This window comes from Methanothrix soehngenii GP6, from assembly GCF_000204415.1.
GTDB lineage: Archaea > Halobacteriota > Methanosarcinia > Methanotrichales > Methanotrichaceae > Methanothrix > Methanothrix soehngenii.
In genome coordinates, this window is sequence record NC_015416.1 from 499671 (window position 1) to 520949 (window position 21279).

At 53.5% G+C, this 21279-nt stretch carries 20 protein-coding genes; 7 read left to right on the forward strand and 13 right to left on the reverse strand.

The features are described 5' to 3' along the window. Window positions 1-350: 350 nt before the first annotated feature. From MCON_RS02435 to cobT, 5 genes are all read right to left on the reverse strand, one after another. Complete coding sequence (locus MCON_RS02435; RefSeq protein WP_013718461.1) at window positions 351-1664, reverse strand: tRNA (N(6)-L-threonylcarbamoyladenosine(37)-C(2))-methylthiotransferase; 1314 nt, start codon at window positions 1662-1664, stop codon at window positions 351-353. Beyond that, a complete protein-coding gene (locus MCON_RS02440; protein ID WP_013718462.1) occupies window positions 1661-2701 on the reverse strand; it encodes an AI-2E family transporter in 1041 nt (346 codons plus the stop codon). The genes MCON_RS02435 and MCON_RS02440 overlap by 4 nt, the downstream gene beginning before the upstream one ends. A 769-nt stretch (window positions 2702-3470) precedes the next feature. Further along, the gene (gene trpD / locus MCON_RS02445; RefSeq protein ID WP_013718463.1) at window positions 3471-4610 is read right to left on the reverse strand and encodes an anthranilate phosphoribosyltransferase; all 1140 of its coding nucleotides are present in this window, start codon (window positions 4608-4610) and stop codon (window positions 3471-3473) included. Window positions 4611-4696: 86 nt separating this feature from the next. Continuing rightward, window positions 4697-5800 (reverse strand): alcohol dehydrogenase catalytic domain-containing protein, encoded by a 1104-nt coding sequence (locus MCON_RS02450; protein ID WP_013718464.1) that lies wholly within the window; start codon window positions 5798-5800, stop codon window positions 4697-4699. Window positions 5801-5816: 16 nt separating this feature from the next. Further along, the gene (cobT, locus tag MCON_RS02455; RefSeq protein ID WP_013718465.1) at window positions 5817-6857 is read right to left on the reverse strand and encodes a nicotinate mononucleotide-dependent phosphoribosyltransferase CobT; all 1041 of its coding nucleotides are present in this window, start codon (window positions 6855-6857) and stop codon (window positions 5817-5819) included. 457 nt (window positions 6858-7314) lie between these two features. Here cobT and MCON_RS02460 point away from each other — a divergent pair, with 457 nt between their 5' ends. Both MCON_RS02460 and MCON_RS02470 read left to right on the forward strand, forming a co-directional pair. Further along, window positions 7315-8067 (forward strand): hypothetical protein, encoded by a 753-nt coding sequence (locus MCON_RS02460; protein WP_157863637.1) that lies wholly within the window; start codon window positions 7315-7317, stop codon window positions 8065-8067. 184 nt (window positions 8068-8251) lie between these two features. Then, window positions 8252-9070 carry a hypothetical protein gene (locus tag MCON_RS02470; RefSeq protein WP_157863638.1) on the forward strand — a complete coding sequence of 273 codons (819 nt, stop codon included), beginning with the start codon at window positions 8252-8254 and terminating at the stop codon, window positions 9068-9070. Here the strand turns inward: MCON_RS02470 and pscS are convergent. After that, on the reverse strand, window positions 9067-10251 hold the full coding sequence (gene pscS, locus MCON_RS02475) for an O-phospho-L-seryl-tRNA:Cys-tRNA synthase (RefSeq protein WP_269798831.1): 1185 nt from the start codon (window positions 10249-10251) through the stop codon (window positions 9067-9069). The two genes, MCON_RS02470 and pscS, sit on opposite strands and share 4 nt — an antisense overlap. Window positions 10252-10336: 85 nt before the next feature. Here pscS and MCON_RS02480 point away from each other — a divergent pair, with 85 nt between their 5' ends. Next, window positions 10337-11251, forward strand: a complete 915-nt coding sequence (locus MCON_RS02480; protein ID WP_013718469.1) for a glycerophosphodiester phosphodiesterase family protein — start codon at window positions 10337-10339, stop codon at window positions 11249-11251. Between the two features lie 106 nt (window positions 11252-11357). Further along, window positions 11358-11783: a hypothetical protein gene (locus tag MCON_RS02485; protein WP_157863639.1), complete on the forward strand. Its 426-nt coding sequence runs from the start codon at window positions 11358-11360 to the stop codon at window positions 11781-11783. 277 nt (window positions 11784-12060) lie between these two features. Here the strand turns inward: MCON_RS02485 and MCON_RS02490 are convergent, their stop codons facing one another. Further along, the gene (locus MCON_RS02490) at window positions 12061-13884 is read right to left on the reverse strand and encodes an HD domain-containing protein (protein ID WP_013718471.1); all 1824 of its coding nucleotides are present in this window, start codon (window positions 13882-13884) and stop codon (window positions 12061-12063) included. Further along, window positions 13881-14234, reverse strand: coding sequence for a nascent polypeptide-associated complex protein (locus MCON_RS02495; RefSeq protein ID WP_269798832.1), 354 nt, complete (start codon window positions 14232-14234; stop codon window positions 13881-13883). Before MCON_RS02495 ends, MCON_RS02490 begins: the two co-directional genes overlap by 4 nt. A 212-nt stretch (window positions 14235-14446) precedes the next feature. Between MCON_RS02495 and MCON_RS02500 the strand changes: the two genes are divergently transcribed. The 3 genes from MCON_RS02500 (at window position 14447) to MCON_RS02510 (ending at window position 16539) form a co-directional block, all read left to right on the forward strand. Then, a complete protein-coding gene (locus MCON_RS02500; RefSeq protein ID WP_013718473.1) occupies window positions 14447-15058 on the forward strand; it encodes a hypothetical protein in 612 nt (203 codons plus the stop codon). Between the two features lie 157 nt (window positions 15059-15215). Beyond that, complete coding sequence (locus MCON_RS02505; protein ID WP_162144988.1) at window positions 15216-15785, forward strand: hypothetical protein; 570 nt, start codon at window positions 15216-15218, stop codon at window positions 15783-15785. 91 nt (window positions 15786-15876) lie between these two features. Further along, window positions 15877-16539, forward strand: coding sequence for a PAC2 family protein (locus MCON_RS02510; protein ID WP_013718475.1), 663 nt, complete (start codon window positions 15877-15879; stop codon window positions 16537-16539). Here the strand turns inward: MCON_RS02510 and MCON_RS02515 are convergent. From MCON_RS02515 to MCON_RS02535, 5 genes are read right to left on the reverse strand one after another with little or no spacing between them, the layout of a single operon-like run. Next, on the reverse strand, window positions 16536-17402 hold the full coding sequence (locus MCON_RS02515; protein ID WP_232844321.1) for a damage-control phosphatase ARMT1 family protein: 867 nt from the start codon (window positions 17400-17402) through the stop codon (window positions 16536-16538). The genes MCON_RS02510 and MCON_RS02515 overlap by 4 nt on opposite strands. Continuing rightward, complete coding sequence (locus tag MCON_RS02520) at window positions 17390-18235, reverse strand: arginase family protein (RefSeq protein ID WP_013718477.1); 846 nt, start codon at window positions 18233-18235, stop codon at window positions 17390-17392. The genes MCON_RS02515 and MCON_RS02520 overlap by 13 nt, the downstream gene beginning before the upstream one ends. 17 nt (window positions 18236-18252) lie before the next feature. After that, the gene (locus MCON_RS02525; RefSeq protein WP_013718478.1) at window positions 18253-19767 is read right to left on the reverse strand and encodes an AMP phosphorylase; all 1515 of its coding nucleotides are present in this window, start codon (window positions 19765-19767) and stop codon (window positions 18253-18255) included. Window positions 19768-19769: 2 nt separating this feature from the next. Continuing rightward, on the reverse strand, window positions 19770-20705 hold the full coding sequence (locus MCON_RS02530; RefSeq protein ID WP_013718479.1) for a nucleotidyltransferase domain-containing protein: 936 nt from the start codon (window positions 20703-20705) through the stop codon (window positions 19770-19772). Further along, window positions 20705-21277: an L-threonylcarbamoyladenylate synthase gene (locus MCON_RS02535; RefSeq protein WP_013718480.1), complete on the reverse strand. Its 573-nt coding sequence runs from the start codon at window positions 21275-21277 to the stop codon at window positions 20705-20707. Before MCON_RS02535 ends, MCON_RS02530 begins: the two co-directional genes overlap by 1 nt. Between the last annotated feature and the right edge of the window lie 2 nt (window positions 21278-21279).

Here is a 21279-nt window from a genome sequence, read left to right on the forward strand (position 1 = left end):
CGCACTTTTCTCCTATCCCAGGGAAAACTTGACGCGAAGAACCTGCCCGCTGTCCACTCTAATTCGTCATAGAGAACAGCAGTTTTGCACATTTCCGATTTGTCTTTCAGATAAATAAGGTTTTTGCTTGTTAATAATTATAAATAATAACGATTATAGATCCTATGGCTTGAAGAGATGGTCGAATCTCGAAGAGCCTAAAAGCAGCCGTGCCCGGCCGCTGGAAGAATACTGTTAATGACAGCTCATTCAGGCTCACAGATCTGAGGAAATTAATGCAAAAATAGCATCGCGAGCAACAACCATGGCTCTTTTCCGCAGCAAAACCTAAATAAATAGTTGACTATGAATCATAATTGGAGAATTCCACTTAAATAATATGGAGTGGTTTCCATGATCTTTATCTGGCACCATCTTCCCAGATCAAGCGCGCCGGGGATCACAATGCCAGCATAATTGGCAGATCGGGCCTTCATGGTCTTGTCTCTCCCACACTCAGTCACAAGAGCATGCAATACCTTCCCCAAATAACGGCGATTCCTCCTCTCAGCGATCTCCAGCCATAATCGGGTCATCTCCCTCGAGCGGTCTTTCTTAATCCTGTCCGGCATGTCGTAGAGACTGGCGGCTGATGTTCCAGGCCGAGGAGAGAATCTGGTGATATTCACCTTATCCGGCTGCAATCTCTCAATCAGGCTCATGCTCTCCTCAAAATCCTTATCCGTCTCGCCGGGAAAGCCAACGATAATATCAGTTATTATGGAGATGTCTGGATAGGCAAATCGAAAGGCGCTCACAAGCTCGAAGAACTCATCTGAGGTGTATACGCGTCCCATCCTCTGCAAGATTTCATCTGAGCCGGACTGAACGGGGATATGCAGGAAACGGTAGATCTTTGGGCTCTGAAATGCCTCAATAAGCCTATTCTGGATGAGCCGAGCGCTATCGGGATTCATCATTCCAACCCTGAGCATAAAATCCCCTGGAATCTCAGTCAGCGTCTCCAGCAGCCCGGCCAGATCAGATCCAATATCAGATCCAAATGCGGCAGTGTCCTGAGCAGATATCTGGATCTCGGCTGTGCCAAGCTGTGCCAGCCTTTCCACGGCAAGGACCACATCCTCAACCGGGCGGCTCTTCAGCCTGCCCCTGGCTTTTGAGACTATACAATAGCTGCATGAGCCGTTGCAGCCGTCCGCCACATTGACAATGCCGCAGCTCTCTCCTCCGGGAGATGATTCGCGAAGATGAACAGCAATATGCCTCTCGCGCAGCATTTCTTCAGATTGAAAATTCTGAGATTGTAATTGCCCGGATTGCATATGCTGCGAAGGCATGAGCCAACCATCAAAGAGTCCAGCGATCCTGGCGGCATCTCCTTGACTCAAAGGTCCCAATCGCCCCCGGCAGCAGAGCGTTTGAATCGACTGGGGTATTGCCGCCGCCAGGCAGCCGGCGACGACCAGCCTCTCGCCCTCCAGCTGCCGCAGCCGGCGGAGGATCTTTCTCTCCGTCCTTTCGGTGACCGCACAGGTGTTCACTATCACCATGTCCGCCTCCTTCAGGCCGGAAGGGATATGGCCCATCTCCCTCAGGGCCTCTGCCAGATCCTGAGAATTCCCGAAGTTCGATGTGCAGCCGAAGGTCTCGATATAAAACCTCATTCCAAAGCCTCACTTGAGGCCGTCTCCTCCCTTCTCACCTGATAGATCCCACTGATCGCCCCTATGACCGCCGGGGCGAGGAAAAAGCCGCCGATCCCTGCCACCAGAGCCCCTCCAAAAAAGGAGAGCATTACCAGCAATGGGTGCAATGAGGATCTGGTGGAGATGATATAGGGCCTTATGAAAAGCTCTGAGGGGAGATAGATGAGAGCGGAGCTGATGACCAGGAAGAATAAAGCACCCTCCAGGCCCACGGTGAAGTAGCGGTAGACGGCCAGGGGGACCAGGACCGCCCAGGAGGTGAGGACCGGGACCATGCCTGCGATAAAGACGATGCTCGCCAAAGCTATGGGCCGGGGGATGTCGAAGAGGAAGAATATCACCGCTGCGATCAAGCTTCCCACGATTGATGTATAGACGGTGCCGATGAATATGCCGCTCAGAATTCGGTCGATTCTATCGATGTACCGCTCAAGAACCCTCATCTCTCCGTCTGGCAGGAGGGATATCAGCGATCCCACAAAGCCCTCTCCATCCAGGAGGATGAAGTAGCAGATGGGAAAGGAGATGAGAAAGTTGATTATCCCCAAAGAGGCCATCCTGCCGATTTGGAGGATGGGAATAGATGCTGCCAGAGAGGCGATCAGGCCGAAGGCGTTCTCCAGACCGGAGAGCAGGCTCTCCCTGGCCCAGGAAGGAAGGTCTGTCGCCGTCTGCTGCATGAGATATCCAAGCCAGTACCTGAGCGCCTCCTGGTTCTTTGCCAGGGCTATTATCTGAGTGGCCACCTCAAGGCTTCCCAGGCCCAGCATCAGGAATATGGGGACCACGACGCAGATGGCAGCAACAAGCGACCCGAGCTTTTTTCTCTTGCCGAACCGATCCCTTATGGGCCGGCCCACATAGGCAAAAACGCTGCCCAGGATTATGCCGTCTAAGAATGGAAAGGCAAAGCATGCGGTCATGAGGACCGCGGCCAAGGCTAGGATTAAAATGCCCTTATGCTCTGAGCACCAGCGATCAGGGTCGTAGTCCATGGTTCACACCAAAGAATGAAGCATCTTGTCTTGCCGCGGAATTCATTCGCTTGATAGATATGGGTGACGCTTTATTAATGTTTCAAGGGAATGAAGATTGAGTGGGAGAGATGCGCCAGAGTTGCATAAGGAGATGATGACTGAGGATCGAGCATTCTCCAGGGCCAGGAAATAGATGCTTCTTGTGACTTCGCCTGCTACTATTGTTCGTCTTTTTTCTAACCTTAATCGTTTCTGTGCGTCTCTGTGAGCTTTGTGACTCTGAGGTTTTATTCCGTAACTACCATGTGTTTGAATATTCAGCTACGAATATTAACCGCAGAGACGCAGAGTTCGCAGAGACGTGGAAATTTACCTTATTACCAGCACTTGAAAAAAAAGGCTCCTCGCTATTTTGTATGGGCGAACTTGAATCGCTGGTTCTCTGTGTCTCGGTGCCTCAGTGGTGAACCGCTATGCATTGACCCAACCACAGAGACGCAGAGGAAACGAGGCCATATTCTCTGACTTAACTCACCCACATAATTCAACGAAGAGCCAAAAAAAAAGCATATTTCTGAGCAAATAGTCGTCTCCGTTCGTTCGTCCTCCGTGCGCTCTGCGCCTCTGCGGTTTTATTCCGTAACCACCAGGGTTAATTATCCGCTACCCACTCGATACAGCGAAGAGCCATTTTATTTCACAGCTAATTATTTCACCACAAAGAACACAAAGCGCACAAAGGTCTCAGAAAGGAAAAGACGGCACTCCTTCGAAAGCTCATCCCCCCTCAGGCACGTGCCAGCTCCAGCATTCCCTCCAGCCGCTCCAGCCTCTCCCCTGGATCCCGGTTCTGCTCTCGTACCCAATGGAGCAGCTTCTTTACCGCCAGTCCGCTGTCGATGATATCTCCCGCCTTCTCCACTCCCTCTAGCAGGTCTTCTGAGCGGCCGGTGATGCAGAGCAATGGCGCAGCATTCAGGCATACAATATCCCTTCTATCCCCGCGGTCAAAACCCGACAGAACTCGAAGGAGCCTTACTGCCTCCTCTTCGATATTCCCACGGTTGAGAAGAGCAGACTCATCCCCCTTCTCCAGGCCCAGGTCGCAGGCATTTAGGGCATATTCCCTGATCCTGCCATCCTCATCCAGCTCTGCTACATCCGTCCTTCCAAGAGTCGAGAGTTCATCCATCCCCCGCAGATCGTCACCGCTCCGGCCGTGGATAACAAAGGCCCTCTTGTAGCCGATCTCCTTCATAGCCCTGGCTATTGGCAGAACCATCTCTCGGCTGTAGACCCCGCGAACACCGTAAGCGGGCAGAGCGGGATTGGCCAGAGAGCCAGCGATGTTCAGAACGGTGCCGAACCTGATCTGAGAGAGGATCCTGGAGAGGGCAGAGGGATGGACCTTGCCGCTCATGCCGTTGAATATGCCGATCCCTGCCACTTCGATGCTCCTTTTCACCAGGTCCACATCGCAGTCAACGTCTATCCCGAGCTGCTCGAGCATATCCACTGTGCCGCAGCTGGAGGTTATGGCCCGAGAACCGTGCTTGGCCATGTTGATCTTGTCCGCCGCCGCCACAATCGAGGCCGCGGTGCTGATGTTGAAGGTCTTGATCGAGTCCATGCCCGTCCCGCAGTTATCAGCCAGCGGCCCCTGGACGCATGGGCGGACCTTCAATGTGTCCACCTCATATATCGCCTCCCAGATGCCGGCGATCTCCTCAGCTGTCGCCCCCTTGGCGGTGATGGCAGCCAGGAACGCCCCCTGCTGCAGATCCGGCTGCTCGTCATTCAGGATCTGACGGAATAGATCTGAGGCTTCGCCTCGGGTCAGGTTCCGACCTTTGATCAGTTCGTCCACCTTTCCCCCAAAATGCTTCAGGCTCTCTTCCGACACTATTTTCAGCAAATCTTTCGCCATCTTCCCCTCGCTTCGTCCCTTAAAAAACTATAAACTGACTATAATTTCGCAACAAATAGATTCAAGCTGCTATTGCTGTATCTGCTCTAAACCGCACAGACAACAGACTTCAATCCTGCTCGCCTGGAGGAGTGCTCAAATGCATCCGAGATTCGGGCTAGATCGGCTCTTTTGGTGATGATCCAGTTCGCCCTGATCCCGCCTGATTCCAGGAGGCTGGCAGCCATTCTGTTCTGCCGGCTGCTGCAGCCATATGCTCCTGTTATGGTCTGCTCGAGGTAATGCATCGATCGCAGGTCGATCATCCCCTCATAATCGCCCGGCTGGGGCCCAGAGAATATGCATATCCTCCCACCAGGGGCAAGCAGCCTCATCTGCCTTTGGTCGATCTTCACCTCAGGGGTGGCAGTGAGGATAACGTCAACTCCCCTGCCATCGGTCTCGCTCAAGATTGTCCTTTCCGCTTCCTCGAACGGGTCCTGCCCCTCCTCCCGGTTGCCGCTAAACCAGCCGATCACCCGGGCAGAGGTATGCCTCTTGATCTCCCTGATCCGTCCGGGCAGCCTCTCTGCCAGCAGGATCTCTCCTGCCCCCCGCATCTCCGCCAGAAGGGCATGAAGAGCGCCAATCGGTCCTCCGCCCCAGATCAGGACGGTGTCACCCTCTCCGACCCTGGCCTGCTCCTGGCCGTTAATGCAGCAGGCCAGAGGCTCGGCCAGGGTGAAGAGGGCCGGGTCCACTTCCTCGGGCAAGCGATTTAGAGCGGTGCTGATGCCAAAATGCTCAGAAAAGCTCTGAGCTGGCAGGGGCAGGGCCAGGTACTCGGCAAACCCCCCGTCAATGTTGAAGCCGATTATCTTCATGTCCCGACAGCGGTTGTCTGCACCCCGAAAGCAGGCATGACAGTGTCCACAGGCGATGCCCGGCCAGACCTGGACCAGCTCGCCTGCCCTTAATTGACGGCCATCAGCCTGCACTTTGCGGTCTATCTCTTCTATCCGGCCCACAACCTCATGCCCCAGGATGCGCGGATAGCAGAGGTCCCTGTGCCCCTGATCGAGCATCTTTATGTCCGTGCCGCAGACAGCGCAAGCCTCGACCCTGATCAGCGCCCCTCCTGGAGGGCACCGAGGCCTTGGCAAATCCATCAGCGCCAGATTCTTTGGCCTCTTCAGCACAGCCGCCTTCATAGTTCGATCCTGGATCCTACTTCTTGGGAAGCTCGACTGTCATCAGTACCCGGTCGGTCTCACTGACCAGCTGCTGCTGAGAGAATCCATAAAGCCCGGCCAGAAGGCTGGCTCCGCCCATGCCCACCCCCTCTTTGACATAACCCTGGGCATAGACCTGCAGCCCGGGAATCTTTGAGCTCTCCAGCCCCGGATCGGCATAGAAGTATGGCCTGCCCGTAGCCTCCACTATTTGCCGGAAGTTGGCGGTCGTGTCCTCCATGATGTACTTCGTGGTGGCAATGGAGATGTCGCCTTTCAGGTCCAGGGCTTTCGCCAATGCCAGCACCGTAGCCATCTGCGTTCCCCCTGCCAGCACCACTCTGCTCCCGGATAAGCCGCTGATCAATCCCAGGGCGCAGGGCATCATGGGGTCGCCCAATTCCCGTATCGCCTCCATTGGGTCACCCTTCAGGCTGCCCGGAGCCACTCCTGCCCTGGCCATTGCCTCTGCTGCCACCTGCTCCTTGAGCCCTGTTGGATTGGAGACGAAGCTGCTGCTGACCTTTTCTCTGTAGCCGAGTGCCCTGAGAACGGCAAGAGCTGTGGTTGTGCCGCCTGCTATTGACTCCCCAATGAATATGCAATCTGAGAGCCCGGCAAGCTTGCTTCCCAGCCGCCTGGCCCTCTCAAATGTCCCCTGGGGATCTATGACAGCGCTCTTTTTTCGGATGTCGCCTCCCGGCTGGCCTCCCAGCTCGACATAAGGGACGGCCGGCTTCTTTCGCAGGCCCGAGGCTACGAAGAGAGAATTGATGCCCGTCAGGTTCAGGGCCGCTTTGGTGACCACCGCCGGGGTGGGCGAGCCTCCGGGAGCCTCAGGCAGCTCGGGCATGGTGATAATTCTGTTAGTCTCCACCAGCTCGGCGTCTGCGCCTGGGGTGTAATCTGTCAGCTCGGGTGAGGTTCCTGCCGCCGAGAGGCCAGGTATCTTTCCGGTGTCCGTATTGGATATGATGCAGAGGAATAGTGGCCGCTTAGGGCGCGGCCCGAAATCGGGGTAGATCCATTCTGGCATGAGATATAATCCAGCGATCCGGTATATTAAATCAACGCTACATTATTTAATTCAAGTTTATTTGAATGGCGCTAAACTAATTTTGGCTCCTCGCTATTTGGCATGGGTGAACTTGAATCGGAAATTCTCTGTGTCTCTGAGCCTCTGTGGTGAACCGCTATGCTCTGACCTAACCACAGAGGCACAGAGGAACAGAGGCTATACTCCCTGCCGGACCTCACCCACATAATTCAGCGAAGAGCCCTAATTTTGAACTCTCGCGCAGATGCAACCGATCGCTATTGAAGAGACTCTCATCTTCTTTTTTCTCTATTCCAATCGATATTGAAAAATCCCCTGAGGTCTTCGCCGGGCATTGCTCGACAAAGGCTTATAAAGGAGAAGATGAGACTGGGGTTTGTTGTAGGCAAATGACGAAAAGTCTATCGCCGAATAGTGGGATACTGGAGGTTTATAATTGAGCTTAAGATACATGATTATTCCCCTGTTGCTTGCATTACTCACCACAGGCCTGTCCCTGGGGCAGACCACCGATAACGCAAGCATTGTGGATGACAATTCCAGCATAGAGGCAGCTTTGGATATTAATGCCACCCTGCCCGCAAACGAGAGCGCTCCAATGAATGAGACAGAGAATACGACCGCAGTCGCAGTCAATCTGACTCCAGCGATCTCGGGACCGAATCTGAACTACATCTGGCAGTTCTCTGGAATTGAGACGAGCCCCATAACCATGGTCCTGGAGCAGAATGGCAACGATCTTTTGGGCCGGGCAAAGTACGAGCCAGAGGGCGGAAAAGCCTGGAATGCGGATGTCATAGGCTCAGTGGCAGGAGAAAAGGTTGACCTGACCATGAGCGCCCTGAAGGATAATGTGCTGATCATTACCAGGTTTTCAGGCATCTTGGCCAATGAGGACATCAGCGGCAACTTCACCCAGGCGAGCGAGGGCAAAATCATCAACAACGGCACCTTCAATGCCATGTGGATCAATCCGGATACCTCCAGCTACACTCCTGCCACGGTTGAGGCACCAGCGGTGGCAACTCCTGCTCCCGCAGAGGTCACCAGTGCCGCACAGCCCGCCGCTGCCGCAGTGAATACCACTGCTGCTAATAAGACGGAGAAGAGATTCGTCGACGTTCATGAGTACAAAGATAAGATCGGTCCGGGCGGCGACCTCAGCGGCATCCCACCAGGCATGGGCTGAACTGCACTTCAGATGAGAAATGATGCGCCAGAAAGCTGGCGCAGCAAATCTTTTTCCGATCAATTGCATAAGGCACATTTTCTACGTGATTATACGGTCTGCAAGGCTTAATATGAGAAAACCAAGAATATTTATAGTAAAATAACTATAGCTCGATATCTCAGGTAGAATGTGGTGGTTCTGAATGAAAGTAAATTGCTTGATGAGGGGATGGCATATCCTTCCTCTAATGATATTTCTCATCTGTGCTGCCGGTCCCTCGCTCGCCCAGGAGGCGGGCAGCTCAGATGCAGAGACGGCGGCGCTCGATCCGACAGCATCGCTCTTGGCACTGCCATCGACCGATGAATCCATTTCGGAGAATGCATCGATCCCGGAGAATTCATCCATCATGGACAATGAATCTTCCAACGTTAGCCAATCCGTTCCGATTTCCAGTCAGTCTATCCTGGACCTGAGCTATATCTGGTCGGTTTCAGGAATCGAGATCGATAATGTGATAATGGCTCTCAATCAGGAGGATGAGATCCTCTACGGCCAGGCAAAATACGAGCCGGACGGCCAGGGGGCCTGGAATGCAGTGGTCATTGGATCAGTAAAAGAGGACAATGTAGATCTGGTCATGACCTACCTTGATGATGGCTCAGAGACCTCCACCCGCCTGAACGGGACATATGACCCCTCGAACCAGTCGATAAGAGGCGATCTCTTGAAGGTGAAAGATGGCGAGATCTCCGAGCGGGGCACCTTCGAGGCCATATGGATCAATCCCGATACAGCCAGCTACACACCCGCGGTCATGCCCCAAAAGGCTGAAACCTCAGGAGTCCAGATCGAACCGAGCAGCTCAGTGGCCGCCATGAACGAGACGGTTGCAGTAAAATCGGGCACCCGCTCAGAAGATTACTACCACGATGTCCGGCAGGATGCTGTGAGTATCCTGACCGGCGTTGGAGATCTCAGCCAGATACCCATTGGAATGGGAGGAAGCGGTCTGTCTTAAGACCCATTTGCTCCCTTTTCGTTTTTATCTCCCTTTTCGTCCTTTTCATGGGACTCGATGATCTCAGAGAGTGCATTCAAGACCACCTCCAACTCCGGACGGCCCAAGCCATATGTGCTCAGCTTGAACTGGCGGGTGAGGCCAGGCTTGATGCCGCACACTCCTCTATCCTTCATCTCCCGGTAGAGGAAGTAGCGACCTCCTTTTGCAGTCTGAGATATATCATAGAGCCTCTCGGTCAAAAAGAACATCAGATCGTGGTTATGCGGCCGATCTCCCACCTGGACCAGATCCATCTTCTCCATCTCGCTGGAAAACCAGCGGGCATTCTCCAGCTCCTCGGGCCAGCGGCCCACCCTTTCTACCACTGTTGGGAATGAGGCCATCAGGGTTATGAGGGGCGCTCCTCGCACCGTGCAGCCCAATAGCTCCACCTCTTTGTTCTTTTTTGTGGCGGATGGTTTGAATATGATCCGGGCGTACTCCTCCGAGGCTCCCAGGACGCCCACCGGCCCGCAGGCGGCCATGGACTTGTGGCCACTGCCTACGATTATGTCTGCCCCCAACTCCCGAGCCTTCACCGGCATCCTGCCAACCGAGTAGGCGCCATTGAGAAGGAGCGGCACACCGTAATCGTGGCAGACATCAGCGATCGCTCGCGCATCAGCCAGATTACCGTAGTTGCCATCGGGGTAGGTCAGAAGGGCCAGGGTTACGTTTCCCTTCTTCTCATAGGCTCTCTCTATAGCTAGAGCATATCCCTCAGAGCTTATGGCATAATCCGGCTCCTTGCTGGAGGGCACATACTCCACATTCAGTCCCGCTCGCTCCGCTGCCAGAACTGAGGTGTAATGAGCGTTGCCATCCATCACCACGAAATCCCCCTTCTGGCATAGGCTATGCATGGCAGCGAACTTCCCCTCCCGCGCACCATGGGTGACTCTAACCTCATCTATGTCCAGGAACTCCGGGAGTATGCTGTGCACAAACTCCTCCACTGGAGGATTCCTTATGTGATCCAGCATCCCGGCGCAAAAATCGCAGATGGAGTAGCCATCGCCCCACTCCACCAGAGCGGCCCTTGCCTCGGGAGTCAATATTCCACCTCTCTGCAGGGGATCCACATTTATCTGGGCAACATCCCTCTTAAGCCTGGTGAACTTCTCAAGATTTTCAAGCATTTGCATATCGATTGTCCCTCTTGCAGTATAATACTTTGCCAGAATCAGGCAAAAGGTGATATATTTTCCAGGCGAATTCATTTCAATGGCTCTGGTGATAGGTCACCGCACAGCCCGCGCGCTTGCCGCAGAAAACAGCCTGGAAGGGATAAGAGCCGCGAAGCGCTGCCTTGCGGATTATGTCCATGTGGATGTGAGGCTCTCTAGGGACGGAAAGCTCGTGCTGATGCATGATGATAGCGTGGACAGAACCACAGACGGCAAGGGAATGGTCCAGGATCTCAACTGCATTGAGCTTAAGGCGATCCGTGCCGGAAATGAGCCAGTTCCCACTCTGGCAGAGGCTCTATCCCTGGCAGAAGAGCTGGAGTTGGGGGTGGTGGTGGAGATGAAAGAAGAGGGCCTGGAAGCCCTGGTGGCTGATGTAGTGCCGAAGAAAAAGAGCATCATCACCTCCTCCTATCACGCCAGCCTGCGCGAGATCAAGGAGATCTCCGATCTCAAAACCGGCATTATTATCACCTCACTGCCCATAAAGCCGGTAGAACTGGCCCTTTGGGCTGATGCGGATGCCATATTTCCAGAAAAGGTAAATCCCCGTCTTTTCAAGGAGGCGCATCAGAAGGGCCTTGAAGTCTACCCGGGGGTGGTCAATACGGTAGCTCAGGCGGCTTGGCTTCTCCGGCTGGGGGCGGACGGTCTAGTAACAGACGATCCCTGTCTGATAAGGGAGGCGCTGGACCAGCCGGTCAAGGCCACGGGCCAGTCCAACTGCGAATACTATCCCTGCCACCATTTCGAAGGTCAGGACTGCACCCATTGCTTCTGCCCCCTTTATCCCTGCAGGGATGAAGAGCTGGGCAGGTTCGTGAGAACAAAGAGGGGTAAGAGGTTCTGGAGCTGCATCGACTGCAAGCTCGTTCACCGGCCAATTGTGGCGAAATATCTGGCAGAGCACCCAGAATCGACTACAGAAGAGCTTAAAGCCCTGGCGGACTGATCGACTCTCATCTCACCATAATGCATTCAGGATAACCGATCTTGATCGAGAATATAGTTTTACCGACGGAAAGCTTTATGGATACCTGATGGATAATGCAGGACTCATGAGACACATTATCCTTGTACTGATTGCTCTGATTGCTCTGGTTGGGCTTATGCCAGGCGGCATGAGCAAGGATCCTGCGCCGTTCGATAATGGAGAGATCAATGAAGCGGGGGATGAATCTCTGCTGACTACTCCATCCATTGCTGCTTTCCTGAATGATAGCTGGGCGCCAACCCCATTCGTGGCACCTCTTGCCAGCGCCCCTCTATATGCCAAGAAATCTTTCAACAATAACACCACCAACACCACATATGCCATCTTGGATTTCCTGCAAAACGACACCAACAATGCAACCAATACCAGCCTGGCCACCTACATGGTTGAAGGGGGAAACATCTATCAGTTCCTGAAAGATGACTGGAATCCCTCGACGCCGGTTGAGGTCGTCAAGGGCACCCCCTACACCAAGGGCAAGATGAGCTAGGTTCTCATCCGCTAAACTTTTATCTCTATAGGGGGTGCAGAGGGGCGAAAGACCCCGGTCTTCAGGCCGGGGATGTAGAGCCCCTCGCTGATTACTTTCGCGCCACTTAGATCTGCTATATATTCTTTCATGATCACCTCATATCTAGTTCCCTAGCCAATCTAGGGTACAGATTCACGCCTTCCTCGGAAGGTAGGGCACTCTTGGATCTACCCAAAGGTCAACCAGCCAAACGTATCAGGACACATCTGAACCTCCTAGATACAAGCCACGGACTTTAGGCCGGGGTAGTTGACGCTTTTGCACCAGAGTATCTCTTCAGATTGAGGCTCACCACATCAAAGGGGATGGTGTGTTTATCCTGTTTAAGAAGGATCTGCAGCATCTCGTGCTCTTTGCTATAGGATAGAGCAACCTCTTTAGCGTAGCGTATTCCCTCAGCAGTGAGCATATACTCATACCTCTGCAGCCACTGGCCATTGATCTCATAGTGCCTTTGGTCCTGATAGATCATGCCATTGGCAACGAGGATCTGAATATCCTCGAAAAGCCTCTCGCTATAGGGGAATCCATATTCAGAATGAAAGGAGTAATCAAATAGTCCTGAAAGCCCACCAGAGCCCAGGTCCCTGAGCCTGGCAACAGTCCTGTAGAGCCAGGTTATGTTTCTGATCCGGGGAACCAGGATCTTCTCACCGTATCTCTCGGAGAGCATATTATGCAAAGCATAAAAGAGCAGCAATAGCCCATCGATTGGAAGATAGCTCTCGGAGCGGATAAAGGACAGCAGCTTTGCCGCTTGCTCCATAACTTCATCAAGGGAGATCTCCGGTCGATCGTCGGAGAAGAAGGATATGGCGATCTGGCGGGTCAGCGACTTTACCAGGCCCGCGGCCAGGGCGGATTCGTCATAGAGAAAGCTATCCGCCTGGGTTCTCACGGACCTGGGCACTCCGCTGCCCGCGGTGATGCTCACCAGGGCCCCATATTTTTTGCAGAGGGTATCCTCGAAGAGCTTTCTCATCCTCCCATGGCGGGAGATGGTGGACAGAGCCATTCTGATATCCGGCGCGAGGGACCGGTGGTCGAACCTGGCAGCCAGCGGTATCTCCTGGCCGAATTTTATACGCTGCAGTAGATCCCGTGAGACATCATCTCCCGTCTCCCAGATGAACCGCAGAAGGTCCGGATCGGTGTACTCCCGGAAGAATAGTTCTATCCTCCTTTTGGCATCATCCTCATTCATCCTGGACAGAGCGTTCTCCAGCGCCGTGAGAAGCATGGCCCTTATGGATTGGACAGAAGGATGATAGATAAGGGCATTATAATGATGCGCCCGGGCGATGAGCATTGATTCCGCTGCCGTCTGGGACATCTCTGCCCGATAGTCACCCTGGCCGACGAGGACTATCCTGCCCTTGCAGATGGTGAGGGACTGCAGGATCTGGTCTGTATCCACCAGGCCCAGGGATACGCCAGAATGATGGGAGTCTCTGAGCAAAAAGTCCACTCTGTCTGCATCCAGGTCGCCGACTATGATCTGCCCCAGGGGCGGAATCCTTCCCCGGGCTATGTCTGCGACCTCTGCAAAGAGCTTGTCCGCATCGCCGAAATCCCTTTCTGCAATCCTTATGGCCTCTTGGCCGAAAGGATGGCAGGAGATTATATCCTGGGTGAACTCCTCGTGCCCGGAAGCTCTTTTGCCCTTCAACAGGGGCTGAACCTCGGGGTTGCGGCCTAAGACCCCCTCAACAGCATGAGAGAGAGCGGAATGACCCAGGTCGTGGAGCAGCCCGGCTAACCGAACCTTTCTCACCTCCTCAGAGGAGAGACCCAGGTGCTCGGCCATTCGCCCGGCCATATGCATGGTTCCCAGGGAATGCTCGAATCGGGTGTGGTTGGCCCCGGGATAGACTGCTTCCACCAGGCCCAGCTGCTTTATCCCCTTAAGCCTTTGTACTGGACGGGATCGGATGATCTGCCACTCCAGCGGATCTGTCGAGATGGACCCATGGACTGGATCGCGAATGACCTCTCTTGCCTCGCTCACGAAGATCGCCTTATTATCGCTGATAGTTCGGCGGTTTTTTTGATCATTCACTTCGGTGCGAGCAGCAAAATTGCTGCCGCTAGATCGCCTTTTGCCTCCAGGAGGGCCGCTCTTGCATCTTCATGATTTGCACCCGTCTGGGCGACAACCAGGTCCACATCTGACTCGGGGATCTCAAGCTCCGGTCCCTCGTTTGCCTCCGTTCCGGAGAGAGGGCGCTCAGTGGCATCGCCGGATATTTGATAGCTGCGCTGCCCATGGGCATCCATTATCGCGACAGAGGCGTTTTGTATAACGATCTCCTTATCAGGCATGCGGATGACAACCTCAATGACTCCTTCTAGCTCATCGATGTCTATTCCCATGCTCTTGAGCATGCCTTTCATCTTCTTGGGGCTCATGCCGCCCCTTCCTCCTAAACCTCCTAAACCAGGAAACATGTCAATCACTCTAATCTAAGGAGTCGATATTATCGTAGGTAAAGATATCTGTCACTATTGTGTGCAAAGGGGATTGGATATAATGGAATCGAGCTTGTCAGTGGTTTCCTGCATCGGAATACAGCATCATCTTTATAAAGAGAAAATATAAACCTTTTATTCAGGGTGATCGCATGAAAAAGATGATCTTATTGATTCTGGCTCTATGCTTTGGATCCTTAGTGGGAGTTACTCTATCTCAAAATGATGAAGTTGACAATGCTGCAACCATGACCGTCCTTAAACAGGATAGCGGCACAAATCTCTCCCAAATGAATATGACTCTGTATAGCGTCGCTATGGACATGGACGCATTCTCTGTGGGCGAGGCCGTGAAGTTCACTGCGCCAAATCCCGGCTGGAAATTGAAGCAGGTGAGGGTAGCAGGCTGGAATGGCTTCGATGGAAATGCGACATCAATTCCTGAATCTGAAAACTTCCTCATCGAGGTCAGAGACGAAAAAATGAATCTCCTCTACAGGATGGCAGATACCCAAAATGCTTACTTCACATTTCCTGCTATAATTCTCCGAGCCATAGACTTGCCTTCAGTTCCCGTGACGGATGAATTCTATGTGATCTTCTATGACCGGGGCTCGATGTTCATAGGTATGGAACTGGAAAATTCTACCGGCAGCTCTTACTTCTATGATAGCGTGTATTCGGAGCTGCTTCCAGTCGAATTCACAGACCAGAGCAATACCACAACCAGCATAAATTGGCTGATCAGAGCAGTTGGCGAGTGAAAGAGCAGGCTGAGTCCTGCAGACGAATTGCGGTCTGGTAGATGATCTGCCAGACTGCAATAAGACTCTTCAAAATCCTTATATGGGCCGGATTCATCAGAATATACGGGGTGATCATTTGAATAAGATGATATTTTTGATATACGGGCTATGCTTTGTGGCATCGTGCTTCGGAGCCATGGCTGCAGATACGTCATCGGAATCCGGCTATACCACTCTTGCGCAGGATAGCGGCAAGAATGCCTCCGATATGAATATCAGCCTGTTCACCATAACCGATGAGTTTGATATCGAAGGTCTGGATGTAGCAGAAGCCGTCAAGTTCAAGGCTCCCAGTTCAGACTGGAAGCTTTATGGTGTGAAGGTCCTGGGCTGGAGCGACTATAACAGCACCGATTACAGCTACAACATGGATAGGAACTTCCTCCTGGAGATCAGAGATAAGGACCTTCATCTCCTGTACAGATTTGCGGATGCTCAGAATGGTTACTTCCTCACCGATCAAGGCCCAATCTGGGGAGTCATAGAGATCCCACCGTTGGCAGTCACCGAAGACTTTTATGTGTTATTCTATGATCGCGGAGGAATGGTGGTTGGCATGGAATATAACAACGGAACTGGCAACTCCTTCCTTTACGGCAATGGAATTCTCACGCCGGCAGAATGGACCACTGAGGCCAATGAGACGATCGGAATCAACTGGATGATAGAGGCTGTAGGCAAGTGATATTCTGATTATGCCAGAAGGATCCATCAGTGATCCTCTGGCGATAATCCGGCGAAAATGAATTATAGCTGCACATCTCAAAACTTAGTCGATGTTTGAGTCTCGAGTTGCCTGCATCTGCGGCCTTCCAGGAATTGGAAGCGTGGGAAAAGTGGCTGCCGATTACCTAAGCAATGCTCTGAAATGCAGTGGCATTAAACCGTTCTATTCCCACAGCTTCCCGTCCCAGGTAATGGTTTCTGATGGCCTGGCGGAGCTCATGCACGCAGAGCTATTACGTTCCCAGGATAAGGAGAACATATTCGTGCTCTCCGGGGATACCCAGCCTCTGGATGTGCAGGGGATGTATCAGCTGGCAGGAGAGATTTTGCAGGCAATAGAATCTGAAGGGGTAACGGATGTGATAACCCTGGCCGCATTTGTGGGAGATGCGACTGCGAAGATACTCGGCTCGGCCACAGATCCTGAATCTGCAGCTGTTCTCCATGATTCTGGGATTACCCTGCTCCGCAGCGGAGCTATCGGCGGGATGAACGGCCTTTTGGCAGGGCTGGCGCCTCTCTATAATATGAGAGGCTTTTGCCTGCTGGGAACAAGCTCCGGAGCCGATCTGATAGATATTCCGGCGGCCACAAACCTTCTTTATGCCATCAGAGATCTGTTCAAGCTCGATCTTGATTTCTCCCTGATGGAGTCGATCATCGATGAGCCGGATGAGCCCGCCCCGGAAGAAGTGGACATGAACTATTGCTAAATCGGCCTCGCTACCAGCGATCCCCTTGGAACTGCCATTTTAGCCGCCACAGGCTCGCACTTGGCACGCAGGATATAGATCAGCCTGCCCTTCAACCTCTGATCGAACTCGGACATGGTCTCGAAGTTGCCCATGCCCTTGGACAGTATCAGCCATTCCGGATCGAATAGGAGTACCGAGGCCTCTGGGCTCAGGTGCTCAAGTGCCGTTCCCACCACATTGCCGGTTGGTATCACATCCACATCCGAGAAGCTCTTCAATTCATCGGCGGTGACATCATTGATGATGGGCTCGGACTTCGATCCCACCACCACGGTCTTGCCCATCTCCTTTAGCTTCTCGATTACAAATAGATCGAATATGACCTCGCCGCAATTGTCTGTCAGATAAAGTATCTTGCCAAAAGACTGAAGCCGTCTTTTCAATTCAGCCATATCCGCATGCAGGTTCTCTTGAAGGGTGTCAGCAAAGACCCTGCCGAATGTCAGGTTATCAAAATCGTGGCCCTTGACCCCGAACTCCATGGAGTTGGCAGCCGAGGCAATTCTGATCAGGGCCTCGATCTTGTCCGGAGACTGTTCATAGAACTCCACTGCCCGTGGCAAGAGGTCCCTTGCCACCTGATTGCTCTCCTCCTTCAGTTCCCGATATGGATCTGAGCTTCCGCTTCGCCTTTTAATGATGAGCTCTCTTTCTGTGCCCATAAGAGCCGGAACACCGCCCTTATGGCAGGCCATGAAGTCCAGCAGCTCCTCTACTGCCGCTTTCTTATCCTCCTCCCGGGTGAAGACCATATCGCACTCGAACTTCGCCCGGTCCAGAAGGCAGGGATAACAGTTGGAGGCCACCCTCAATACGGCCACCTTCCCGACAGCACCCGAACGATATCGGGAATGACCCTCTCACCTACGTGCACACAGGATCCGCCGCTGAGAACGAAGACCAAACCCTTATCGCCCACAGCTTCCTTTACTATCTGAGCCATCCGGGGATAGGCCTCGAAGGTTAGGTTGAACCCACCATAGTCGTCCTGATGGGAGTCGTGCCCAAAGATGACAAAAGCTATCTGAAAGTCGAAGTCTCTTGCCAGCACCAGACCGCTCTTAAGGGCAGAGAGGAATCTCTCATTATCTGCTCCGAAAGAGAGGCCGATATCGTAATTGTTCCTCTGTGGATCATGCTCCTCGCCGGTGCCGCTGTGCAGGTTGATATGAAATACATCTGGATCTTCCCTGAAAAAGTCGCGCGTACCATCGCCGAAATGGGGGTCCACGTCCACTATGAGAAAGCGCTCGAAGCCCATCTCCTTAAGGCGCAGTATGGTGATCGCTACGTCGTTGAAGTAGCAGAATCCCCAACAGCTTCCTCTTGAAGCATGGTGCCCGGCGGTTCCGGTGAAGGCGAAGGCAGACTCTGCCTGACCAGCAGCCACCATCTCTGCGGCCATCATCACGCTCCCTGCGGACAAAATGGCCACATCCCGGTATTGATCCGTCTCCATGTTGGCCATGTGCCCTTCAGTATGAGCCTTCGCCACCAGCTCCATTGGAGCGGGTTTGGCCCGAAACACCTGCACCTCAATCCCGTCCACCAGCCCGGACTCCATCAGCTTCTCGAAGGATGGCTGAATCCTCTCCTTCAGAACGCTAAAGCCATGCCTGCCGAAATCCTCATGATATGTAATTGCAACCTTCATAGGGCGACCCTCAAATTCTAAAGCTCGGTTATGCGGGGATATCTCTCCAGCAGCATTCCTTCTACCACTATTGGCATAGACCTCTTGGCATCCCTGACTGCGCTATCCAGCTCCCAGTCCGATGAGGAGCAGATGGTGATCAGAGGCTCGCCTTTCTTCACCCTCTCACCCATCTTCTTGTGGATTATGACTCCAGCTTTCTGGTCCGAGGGAGCACCAGCCATGCGAGCCAGCTCTACAAGGCGTTTATTGTAGAAGGCCACCACATATCCTCCTGCCGGAGCCAAAATTTCCTCGCAGTTCTCGCCGATGACGATATCCTCGCTCTTCACATTGGGATTGCCTCCCTGGGCAGCGATGATTTCCATCAGCTTGGCATGAGCCTTTCCACTGCTGAGGATCTCTTCTGCAGCAGCGTAGCCTTCTCCTCGTCCTGCCACTCCGCCCATCTCCAGCAGTATGCCAGCTAACGAGAGGCTCTTCTCCCTCAGGCTATTTGGACCCGGCTTATTCTCCAGAAGGGTAAGCGCCTCACGCACCTCCAGAGCCGGTCCTATGGTTCTGCCCACGGGAGAGCCTCCAAAGGTCATGGCGCATTCCACCCGAATTCCCAGCTTATCACCCAGGTCTATCAGGTCCTTGGCCAGGGTCCTGCCGTCGTCTGCCGTGGGCAGCTTTGTGCCCGGCCCTACAGGCATATCCACTACCACTGCGTCAGCGCCTACAGCCCCTTTCTTGGCCATGATGGAGGCCAGCATCTGGCTGTAGGGGTCTATGGATAATGCATACTCCGCTTTAATCAGCTTATCATCTGCAGGGGCGATATTGGTGGCTCCGCCCCAGACTATGACTCCGCCCACCTTCTCTGTTATCTCCTTGATCTCTGCCGCACTGAACTCCACCGGGGCCAAGACCTCCATCAGGTCGGCTGTACCGCCCGCCCCGGTTATGGCCCGAGAGCTGGTCTTGGGAATGAGAAGGCCTGCGGCTGCCACTATGGGCACAATGAGAAGGGATACTTTGTTCCCGGGAACGCCGCCAATGCTGTGCTTGTCCATGACCGGATGGGTGTCGAAGTGAATCCGCTCACCAGTCTCGATCATCGCTTTGGTCAGCCAGACCACCTCCTCAGAGGGCATGTTATGAATGTAGGAAGCGGTGACATAAGCAGCAAGCTCAATGTCGCTGAGGTTGTTGTCTACGATATCCTGCACAATGGTTCGGATCTGATCCTCGCTCAGCTTCTCGTTATCCATCAAGCTTTTGATATGACAGATGGAAGCAGGCCTCGGTGCAGGCAGGATATCCACATCCACCGGATTATTGAGATCCTTAAGAGCCTCAGTGAAGATACCGATCTCCCCAGGCTTGACCATCTGGGTGGTGGTATCAAGCAGGGCGGTGGTTGCAGCCCCCTTGGCCCTCACCCGGACCCGGTCTCCAGGATTCAAGCCCCTCTCCCGGGCATCAACGATATTGAGCATGACTTTATGCTGACCTATCTCTATGTCAAAGGGTCGAACTAGCAGCATTTTTATAACCTCTTTTGAGTAGCTTTTTCAAGCAGCGAAAGCGATCTTATCCATTCTCCCCGCGCTTCGCGGGTGGTTCCCACCACAAGCCGAAGACCATTGGCAGTCTCCTCCAGTACGCCCTTGGCTTCTATCCTCTCTCCAGGGAGTGCCTGGCCGGCGTAGGTATGAGTGAAGCAGAGAATCTCCTTAACCTCCGGATGATCCAGCCGGAAGATGGCGGGGCTGTCAAAGGCGAACTCGCAATCTGTAACTTGAGCCTCGACCAGCCCCTGGCCGACAGGACGGCCCTCATCCAGCGGCTGGATCTGGTTCCAATCACGGGTGAATAGCAGATCAAAGTAGGTGCCATCGATCATGCCCCGGTTTCCTTTTCTCTTCTCATGGAGCATGAACTCCTCCTGGCTGATCTCGGGTTTTCTCTTGGCGTAGATTTTTTTCCAGGTCTCTTCATCCAGGTCCTGTATGACACCCTCTCTCTTTGCCCGGTCCACTATATTCCTTGCCTTCCACCACATGGGACCATAGACCACGAAATCGATATCCGAAGCAGGTGCCTGCAAGCCGATAAGCCTGGAGCCAGTGATTCCCATCTCCTCCCAGGGCACACCCGCTTGATTGAGGATGAGGGCGATCTTCTCCGTCTTGGGATCCTTCTCTGCCACAGCTCTCAAGCCCTGGGAGGGATCGTAGAGCCGGAGGACATCGGATTCAGGGACCACATGAAGGTCCTGAATATAATCCGGCCTATTCTGGCGCAAGAACTCGAATGCCTGGTCGAAGTCCATCTTTCGGTAGCGCATGCCTCTGGCAGCACGCTCCCCTGACGGATCGGGAATGTAGCGGAGCAGGGAGCGGAGGCCGTGAGGGTGGTTGTAGTCTGAGACAGCAAAGATCCAGCCCTCATTGGTTTCGAAAAAGTCTCTGATCCGGGCCATCACTTTATCGCCTTCAGCGCTTTGTCCAGGCCAGCGCCCGGCCGGATGATCTTTCTATTCTCCAGGTCCAGAAGGGTTGAGGGCTGGCAGTATTTGCATCTGCCACCGTCCACCACCAGCTCTACTCGATCCTCTATCTCTTTTGAGACCTCCTTAGCGCTCACCGGCGCTGGCTGGCCGGTGCGATTGGCGCTTGTGGAGGTGATCGGTCCGGCCTTATCGATTATCCTGAGGGCAGACTCGTGGTCCGGGAACCTTATGCCTACCAGGGATGAGCCGGCAGTGAGGATGTCCGGAACTATGCTCTTTTTTCGCAGCAGGATGGATACTGGTCCCGGCAGAAGATCCTCCAAAATATCCATGTCATCATCGCGAACCTCGGCCACCTCTCTGAGCATCTCCAGGCTCGAGACCGCCAGAGAGATGGGCATGGAAAGAGGCCTTTTCTTGATCAAAAAGACCCTCATAACTGCCTGCTCGTCCAGAGCATTAGCCCCCAGGCCGTAAACGGTCTCAGTTGGATAGACTACCACACCCCCTCCAATGATAAATCGAGCTGCACTGGGTATCATGG

What these genes read in the sequence shown, in the direction of transcription:
- MCON_RS02435 (WP_013718461.1), bottom strand. Translation starts at nt 1,664, where the DNA reads ATGAGGTTTTATATCGAGACCTTCGGCTGCACATCGAACTTCGGGAAT.
- MCON_RS02440 (WP_013718462.1), bottom strand. Translation starts at nt 2,701, where the DNA reads ATGGACTACGACCCTGATCGCTGGTGCTCAGAGCATAAGGGCATTTTA.
- trpD (WP_013718463.1), bottom strand. Translation starts at nt 4,610, where the DNA reads ATGGCGAAAGATTTGCTGAAAATAGTGTCGGAAGAGAGCCTGAAGCAT.
- MCON_RS02450 (WP_013718464.1), bottom strand. Translation starts at nt 5,800, where the DNA reads ATGAAGGCGGCTGTGCTGAAGAGGCCAAAGAATCTGGCGCTGATGGAT.
- cobT (WP_013718465.1), bottom strand. Translation starts at nt 6,857, where the DNA reads ATGCCAGAATGGATCTACCCCGATTTCGGGCCGCGCCCTAAGCGGCCA.
- MCON_RS02470 (WP_157863638.1), top strand. Translation starts at nt 8,252, where the DNA reads ATGAAAGTAAATTGCTTGATGAGGGGATGGCATATCCTTCCTCTAATG.
- pscS (WP_269798831.1), bottom strand. Translation starts at nt 10,251, where the DNA reads ATGCTTGAAAATCTTGAGAAGTTCACCAGGCTTAAGAGGGATGTTGCC.
- MCON_RS02480 (WP_013718469.1), top strand. Translation starts at nt 10,337, where the DNA reads ATGGCTCTGGTGATAGGTCACCGCACAGCCCGCGCGCTTGCCGCAGAA.
- MCON_RS02485 (WP_157863639.1), top strand. Translation starts at nt 11,358, where the DNA reads ATGAGACACATTATCCTTGTACTGATTGCTCTGATTGCTCTGGTTGGG.
- MCON_RS02495 (WP_269798832.1), bottom strand. Translation starts at nt 14,234, where the DNA reads ATGAGCCCCAAGAAGATGAAAGGCATGCTCAAGAGCATGGGAATAGAC.
- MCON_RS02500 (WP_013718473.1), top strand. Translation starts at nt 14,447, where the DNA reads ATGAAAAAGATGATCTTATTGATTCTGGCTCTATGCTTTGGATCCTTA.
- MCON_RS02510 (WP_013718475.1), top strand. Translation starts at nt 15,877, where the DNA reads ATGTTTGAGTCTCGAGTTGCCTGCATCTGCGGCCTTCCAGGAATTGGA.
- MCON_RS02520 (WP_013718477.1), bottom strand. Translation starts at nt 18,235, where the DNA reads ATGAAGGTTGCAATTACATATCATGAGGATTTCGGCAGGCATGGCTTT.
- MCON_RS02525 (WP_013718478.1), bottom strand. Translation starts at nt 19,767, where the DNA reads ATGCTGCTAGTTCGACCCTTTGACATAGAGATAGGTCAGCATAAAGTC.
- MCON_RS02530 (WP_013718479.1), bottom strand. Translation starts at nt 20,705, where the DNA reads ATGGCCCGGATCAGAGACTTTTTCGAAACCAATGAGGGCTGGATCTTT.
- MCON_RS02535 (WP_013718480.1), bottom strand. Translation starts at nt 21,277, where the DNA reads ATGATACCCAGTGCAGCTCGATTTATCATTGGAGGGGGTGTGGTAGTC.